The 7,298-nt window shown below is 30.6% G+C and carries 6 protein-coding genes and 1 pseudogene; 4 read left to right on the top strand and 3 right to left on the bottom strand.

The annotated features are described in order from the left end of the window. Both ACFDSN_RS10105 and ACFDSN_RS10100 read right to left on the bottom strand, forming a co-directional pair. Positions 1–295 (bottom strand): annotated as a pseudogene (locus ACFDSN_RS10105) (hypothetical protein); the annotation flags it as partial. After that, on the bottom strand, positions 279–890 hold the full coding sequence (locus ACFDSN_RS10100) for an ACP phosphodiesterase (RefSeq protein ID WP_375239730.1): 612 nt from the start codon (positions 888–890) through the stop codon (positions 279–281). The pseudogene ACFDSN_RS10105 and the gene ACFDSN_RS10100, both read right to left, overlap by 17 nt. Positions 891–972: 82 nt before the next feature. Here ACFDSN_RS10100 and glmM point away from each other — a divergent pair, with 82 nt between their 5' ends. Together glmM and ACFDSN_RS10090 are read left to right on the top strand one after the other, a co-directional pair. Continuing rightward, on the top strand, positions 973–2,361 hold the full coding sequence (gene glmM, locus ACFDSN_RS10095; protein ID WP_375239729.1) for a phosphoglucosamine mutase: 1,389 nt from the start codon (positions 973–975) through the stop codon (positions 2,359–2,361). An 11-nt stretch (positions 2,362–2,372) separates the two neighbouring features. After that, positions 2,373–3,872, top strand: coding sequence for an aminotransferase class V-fold PLP-dependent enzyme (locus ACFDSN_RS10090; RefSeq protein WP_375239728.1), 1,500 nt, complete (start codon positions 2,373–2,375; stop codon positions 3,870–3,872). Between the two features lie 63 nt (positions 3,873–3,935). Here the strand turns inward: ACFDSN_RS10090 and ACFDSN_RS10085 are convergent, their stop codons facing one another. Continuing rightward, complete coding sequence (locus ACFDSN_RS10085; protein WP_375239727.1) at positions 3,936–4,826, bottom strand: lysophospholipid acyltransferase family protein; 891 nt, start codon at positions 4,824–4,826, stop codon at positions 3,936–3,938. 59 nt (positions 4,827–4,885) lie between these two features. Between ACFDSN_RS10085 and ACFDSN_RS10080 the strand changes: the two genes are divergently transcribed. Beyond that, the gene (locus ACFDSN_RS10080; RefSeq protein ID WP_375239726.1) at positions 4,886–5,521 is read left to right on the top strand and encodes a rhomboid family intramembrane serine protease; all 636 of its coding nucleotides are present in this window, start codon (positions 4,886–4,888) and stop codon (positions 5,519–5,521) included. 1 nt (position 5,522) lies between these two features. Next, entirely contained in the window at positions 5,523–6,929 is a 1,407-nt protein-coding gene (mnmE, locus tag ACFDSN_RS10075) for a tRNA uridine-5-carboxymethylaminomethyl(34) synthesis GTPase MnmE (RefSeq protein WP_375239725.1), read from the top strand. Positions 6,930–7,298: the final 369 nt, after the last annotated feature.

Raw genomic sequence — 7,298 nt, 5'->3', positions numbered from 1 at the left:
TAATAATAGCTTCACTATTTAGAAGTCGCGTTAGCTTGGATACTTTTTTTAACCAAATAGAAAACTCTTCAAAACGGTCAAAATAATCCCAAGTCGTTCTAAATATAATAGTTTTTGTAGTTTCCCAGTTAAAATTGGCATCATCCCAAGCCAATCTTATGGCATTTAAACCTTCATTTTTTAAAGCTTTGAGCACCAAATTATCTTCAAGAAAAACATTTTGTGAGTAAATATCTTCTGTTTGTTCTAAATAACGTTGGTCGGTTAAAACCACACAATCATAAACTGGTTGCATAAATTCTCTCTTTTATTTCGTTATGTTTTACTGTTGTTAATTCAATTAATTCCTTAAAAAATAAATTGAATTCAGTTTCAAATTCAGTATAAAATTCTTGTAATTCTTTTAGGGCTAAATTCATTTTAGAGCGGTATTTTGTTCGTCTGTTTATACCTTCTAAAACTTGTTGTATACCATCTAAATCTTTATAGCCATATAACCAATTGTCTTCAATCATATAAGGCATAAATTCCTGAATACGTTTTGGTAAAATGGCTTTATGGTTTCTTAGATTGGTATAAAAACCCTGAATAAATTCATACAAAGGAATAGCAGAGTAGTTGCTCCAATTTTTAGCTAAAAAATGATCATAAAATACATCTACAATTACACCAGCATAATGTCCGTAATTTTTGTGTAATCTTTTAGTGCTTTGCCTAACAATAGGATGCGCATCTGTAAAGGTATCAATCTCACGATGGAGTAAAATACCAACTTGAATCTCTTTAGGATAATTTAAGTAGTTTTTTCCTCTAATACTATCCGAAATAAAGTTTCCAATAGCAACTTTTTCGTCGTTTTCAGATAAATATATATGGGCTAAATAGTTCATAAACCGAAATTACAAATTAGTAATGATTAATTCCCGTTTTGAAATATTATATTTGTCTACAATCATTAAGAATAGTAGATATATGACACTTATAAAATCAATTTCAGGAATACGAGGAACCATTGGCGGAAAAGTAGGCGAGAACCTTACGCCAATAGATGCAGTTAAATTTGCAAGCGCATATGGAACTTGGTTAAAAGAACAACTTGATAAAGAAACGTATCGTGTTGTAGTTGGTAGAGATGCACGTTTGTCTGGCGATATGATTCAGAACTTAGTAATGAATACTTTAGTAGGTTTAGGGATTCACGTTATAGACTTAGGCTTATCTACAACACCAACGGTAGAGTTAGCTGTGCCAATGGAACATGCTGATGGCGGAATTATTTTAACAGCAAGCCACAATCCAAAACAGTGGAATGCGTTAAAATTATTAGATGCAAAAGGCGAGTTTTTAAATGCTATTGAAGGCGCTAAAATTTTAGATATTGCAGAATCTGATACTATGGAATTTGCAGAAGTGGACGATTTAGGTAAGATAACTAAAAACGATGCTTATATAGATATCCATATAGATGAAGTACTAGATTTACCTTTAGTTAATAAAAGAGCTATTGAAGCGTGTAATTTTAAAGTTGTTGTAGATGGCGTAAATAGTACAGGAGGAATTGCAATTCCTTTATTATTAGAAGCTTTAGGTGTAGAACCAGTAAAACTTTATTGCGATCCAACAGGTCATTTTCCACATAATCCAGAACCTTTAAAAGAGCATTTAGGCGATTTATCTGAAGAGGTTAAAAAACACAATGCAGATTTTGGTATTGTTGTAGACCCAGATGTAGATCGTTTAGCGTTTATGGATGAAAATGGCGATATGTTTGGTGAAGAATATACACTTGTTGCTTGTGCAGATTATGTGTTAAGTAAAAAACCAGGAAACACAGTAAGTAATATGAGTTCTACAAGAGCTTTACGTGATGTTACTGAGAAACATGGCGGAACTTACCAAGCAAGTGCAGTTGGAGAAGTTAATGTAGTAAATTTAATGAAAAAGAATAATGCTGTAATTGGTGGCGAAGGAAATGGAGGAATTATCTATCCAGATTCTCATTACGGTAGAGATGCTTTAGTTGGTGTAGCTTTGTTCTTAAGCTTATTAGCAGAAAAGAAAATGGCAGTAAGCGATTTACGTAAAACGTACACAAGCTATTTTATGAGTAAAAAGAAAATACAATTAACACCAGAATTAGATGTTGATGCCATTTTAGTTGCTATGGAAGCACGTTATAAAAATGAAGATTTAACGACTATTGATGGTGTTAAAATAGATTTTTCTGAAAGTTGGGCACATTTACGTAAAAGTAATACAGAACCAATTATTAGAATATATACTGAAGCAAAATCTCAGGAAGAAGCAGATACTTTAGCCGATAAAATTATTTCTGAAATTAAAGTGATTGCTAATTTGTAAACACATTTTTTATGTACACAACAAAAGCTAAAAGAACTCAAACATCTGAATTAGAAACTTATTTTTCTAAATTTAGAGAAAACATAATTGGTATAAATCAAGAATTTGAAAGTCCTTATGGAAATCAAAAAATGGTGTATACAGATTGGACAGCTTCAGGACGACTTTATAGACCAATTGAAGAAAAATTAATGAACGAGTTTGGGCCTTTTGTTGCTAATACGCATACAGAAACAACAGTTTCTGGAACGGCAATGACTAATGCTTATCATAAAGCAAGACAGATAATTAAGGGTCACGTAAACAGTAATGCTGATGATGTTTTAATTGTGTCAGGAAATGGAATGACGAGTGTTATAAATAAGTTTCAGCGTATTTTAGGATTAAAAGTTCCTGAAAACTTACGTCAGTACACAGAAATTCCTGAAGAAATTAAGCCTGTAGTTTTTGTAACACATATGGAGCATCATTCTAATCATACGTCTTGGTTAGAAACTATTGCTACGGTAGAAGTTATACCAGCAAAAGACGATGGTTCATTCTGTTTAAAAAACTTAGAAACTCTTTTAGAAAAACATAAAGATTGTACGTTAAAAATAGCATCGGTTATTGGTGGTTCTAACGTTACAGGAATAGAAACGCCATATCATGATATAGCTAAGTTAATGCACAAAAATGGAGGTGTTTGTTTTGTGGATTTTGCATGTTCTGCACCTTATGTAGATATTAATATGCATCCAGAAGATCCAGATGAAGCTTTGGATGCGGTTTTCTTTTCACCTCATAAATTTTTAGGTGGACCAGGAACTTCTGGTGTTTTAATCTTTAATAAGAAATTATATAAAAATATGATTCCAGATTGTCCAGGTGGCGGAACTGTAAGTTGGACAAATCCTTGGGGCGAGCATAAATATATAGATAGTATAGAAGATAGAGAAGATGGCGGAACACCAGGTTTTTTACAAACGATAAAAACTTCATTAGCTATTAAGTTAAAAGACCAAATGCAGGTTTCTAAAATGTTAGATAGAGAACATGAGCTTTTAAATCAATTGTTTTCTAATCTTGAAGGTCTAGATGGATTTCATATTCTAGCTGGAAATAAGAAAAAGCGTTTAGGTGTATTTTCTTTTTATATAGAAGATTTACATTTTAATTTAGGTGTGAAGTTATTAAACGATAAGTTTGGGATTCAAACACGTGGTGGATGTAGTTGTGCAGGAACATATGGGCACTATTTATTAAATGTAGATCAAGAACAGTCTAACGCATTAACCTGTGCTATTACAGCAGGAGATTTACAGCAAAAACCAGGTTGGATTCGTTTATCTATTCACCCAACAACAACATGTAACGAGATTGATTACGTGTGCGAAAGTATTCAGGATTTAATAACTAACCATAAAGAATGGGCAAAAGATTATGAGTATAATAAATCTAATAACGAGTTTGTTCATAAAAATGTAAAGCCACATCATAATATTAAAATTAATGATTGGTTTGAGTTATAGATGTAATAAAAATGGGTAATAAAACAAAAAATCCAGTTTCAATTTGAAACTGGATTTTTTGTTTTATTTAAATTCTGGAGGAACTTTATCTCTATGTTTCCAGCGTTTATGTGTCCATAAATAATATTGTGGTGCGTTATAAATATCAGTTTCAGCTAATTCAATAAATTTATCGGTTATTTCAAAATCTTCAAACTCTTTTGGATGTTCCGCTAAGGTTTTAAAAGTACACTCGTAATAACCACGTTTTATACGTTTTACATTAAAAAAGACAACAGACATATCTAATTTCTTGGCTAGAACTTCGGCTCCAGTATGCACAGGAACTTTTATTCCCATAAAATTTCGCCAATAAAATGCACGATTAAGTTTTGGAGATTGGTCGCTTACAAAACCATTAATAGTTTTTATACCATCGCGTTTTGCTCTAATTAATGTTGGTATAGTTTCTTTTGTGGTAATTAAATAACTATTATATTTTGCTCTAATGCGTTTAAACATCTTATCAAAATAAGGGTTAGCAATTCGTTTATAAATGGCATAACCTTGGTGTGTACAATAGGACTGCATAATAAAAATCCATTCCCAACTTCCGTAGTGAGAACACATTAAGATTACGCTTCGGTCTTTAGCTTCTAAATCGTTAATTAGCTCTATATTGGAAAAAGTGAAGTGTTTTTTCATTTTAGCTTCAGAAATAGTCATAGATTTAATGGCTTCTAACATCATATCGCAAAAATGATGGTAGAATTTTCTCATGATAATCTTCTTTTCTTTATCTGTTTTTTCTGGAAAAACAAGCGTAAGGTTTTCATAAACTACTTTTTTACGATAACCAACAATATCATAAACCAAAAAACACATAAAATCAGAAAATGCATATAGTAATCTAAATGGCAAAATAGAAATAAGCCATAAAAAAGGATAAGCTAAAACGTAAACTACTAATTGCATGTTAAAAAGTGATTTCAGTCCTACAAATATATAGTATATTTGAATTTAAAAAGTTAAAAATGGATAATATAAGTACAATTACTATTATAATAATTTTAGCAAATGTAATTATTTCATACAAAGGGTTTAACGATTATTCTTTTTTTGAAAAATATAAGTTTCACGTTGGAGCAATTCAAAACGGTGAAAAATTTAGACTTTTTAGTTCTGGTTTTTTACACGTAAATATGCAGCATTTAATCTTTAATATGTTTACATTATTTGTATTTGCAAATGCAGTTATTTATAGAATAGGTGAAACAAAGTTTTTAATAATTTATTTATTGAGTTTAGCTACAGGAAGTTTATTGTCTTTTGTGTTTCAAAAAAATAATTATAATTATACAGCAGTTGGTGCAAGTGGTGCAGTAATGGGAATTATTTATTCAGCTATTTTATTTGATCCTTGGATGAAAATTAATTTTATAATCCCTGGTTTTGTTTTTGGGATAGGATATTTATTATATTCAATATACGGAATGAAAGCTCAAAACGACAACATTGGTCATGATGCACATTTTGGTGGAGCAGTTGGTGGTTATATAACCACATTATTTTTTGCACCAGTTTTATTTGAAAGAGATTTAACAATGGTATTATTAATGGCAATTCCAATTGTAATATTGTTTGTAATGAAAAAAATAGGAAAGATTTAATATGATGTATCATGATACTATTGTTGCATTAGCAACAGCAAGTGGAGCAGGAGCAGTAGCAATAATTAGAGTTTCTGGTAAGGATGCTATAACTATTTGTAACACGTTATTTAAGTCTGTAAAAAAACAAAAAGCGCTTAGCAATCAGAAAACGCATACTATTCATTTAGGTCATGTAATGGATGGAGCAAGAACTATAGACGAAGTTTTGGTCTCTATTTTTAAAAATCCACGTTCTTATACAGGTGAAGATGTTGTAGAAATACAATGTCATGGGTCTATATATATTCAGCAGGAAATAATTCAATTGTTATTGCGTAGTGGTTGCCGTATGGCAGATGCTGGAGAGTTTACGTTGAGAGCATTTTTAAATGGAAAATTAGATTTAAGTCAAGCCGAAGCTGTTGCGGATTTAATATCTTCGGATAATGAAGCGTCTCACCAAATAGCAATGCAACAAATGCGTGGTGGATTTTCATCTGAAATAGCAAGGCTTCGTGAGGAATTATTAAATTTTGCATCGTTAATAGAATTAGAATTAGATTTTGCAGAAGAAGATGTTGAGTTTGCAGATAGAACTCAGTTTAGAGAATTAATAAAAAGAATCACATTTGTTTTAAAACGACTAATAGATAGTTTTGCTGTTGGAAATGTGATTAAAAACGGAATTCCTGTAGCAATTGTAGGTGAGCCAAACGTTGGAAAAAGTACACTTTTAAATGCACTGTTAAATGAAGATCGCGCTATTGTAAGTGATATTGCAGGAACTACAAGAGATACTATTGAAGACGAGTTAGTAATTGATGGTATAGGTTTTAGGTTTATAGATACTGCGGGAATACGTGAAACTAAAGATGTTGTAGAAGGTATTGGAATTAAAAAAACATTTGAAAAAATTGAGCAAGCACAAGTTGTTTTATACCTTTTTGATGCAGTTCAGTTTATAAGTAATTTTGAAGCTTTTAAAGTTGAAATCGAAAAAATAAAGAATAAATATCCTTTAAAGCCATTATTAATAATCCCTAATAAGATTGATAAGTTAACAGAGGTTCAAACTTCGGAATTAGAAGTAAACTTAAAAACGATAGAAAACTCTAAATATTTATTACTTTCTGCAAAACAAAACAAAGGAATAGAAGAATTGAAAAACCAGTTATTAAGTTTTGTAAATACTGGAGCATTACGAAACAACGAAACTATTGTAACTAATACAAGGCATTATGATGCTTTATTAAAAGCATTCGAAGAAATTCAAAAAGTACAACACGGATTAGACATTAACTTATCAAGCGATTTAATGGCTTTAGATATTAGAGAAGCTTTATATCAGTTTGGATTAATTACCGGTCAGGTTAGTAATGACGAACTACTAGGTAACATATTTGCTAATTTCTGTATTGGGAAATAATTCTATTTTCTTTATAAATAGAATGGTCTTTTTTATCCGTAAATTTAGCAGAGTTTGTTAGTGACTGAATTGTCATATATATGCTCATTTTTCTTTTGTTGTAGTTTTATTACATAAAATATAATTGATCCTAATTTATTGATTTGTACTTGAATAGAGTATTACGAACTATTTGTATATTTACGTTTTATTTATGCTTTATGAAGAAATATTTACTTTCATTGTTAATAATATTATTAATAGTTATTGATTCTTTAGCGCAATCGCCGGAAGGATTCTCTTATCAAGCTGTTATTAGAGATGCTACTAACTCTATAGTAGCAAACCAAAATATCAACATACGTTTATCAATTAATCAAAGTAGTATAG

The organism is Aurantibacter sp. (assembly GCF_042094015.1).
Taxonomy (GTDB): Bacteria; Bacteroidota; Bacteroidia; order Flavobacteriales; family Flavobacteriaceae; genus Aurantibacter.
Note: the sequence above shows the minus strand (reverse complement) of the source record. Positions and strands in the feature narration are given on the sequence as shown.

What these genes read in the sequence shown, in the direction of transcription:
- glmM (WP_375239729.1), top strand. Translation starts at nt 973, where the DNA reads ATGACACTTATAAAATCAATTTCAGGAATACGAGGAACCATTGGCGGA.
- ACFDSN_RS10090 (WP_375239728.1), top strand. Translation starts at nt 2,373, where the DNA reads ATGTACACAACAAAAGCTAAAAGAACTCAAACATCTGAATTAGAAACT.
- ACFDSN_RS10100 (WP_375239730.1), bottom strand. Translation starts at nt 890, where the DNA reads ATGAACTATTTAGCCCATATATATTTATCTGAAAACGACGAAAAAGTT.
- ACFDSN_RS10085 (WP_375239727.1), bottom strand. Translation starts at nt 4,826, where the DNA reads ATGCAATTAGTAGTTTACGTTTTAGCTTATCCTTTTTTATGGCTTATT.
- mnmE (WP_375239725.1), top strand. Translation starts at nt 5,523, where the DNA reads ATGATGTATCATGATACTATTGTTGCATTAGCAACAGCAAGTGGAGCA.
- ACFDSN_RS10080 (WP_375239726.1), top strand. Translation starts at nt 4,886, where the DNA reads ATGGATAATATAAGTACAATTACTATTATAATAATTTTAGCAAATGTA.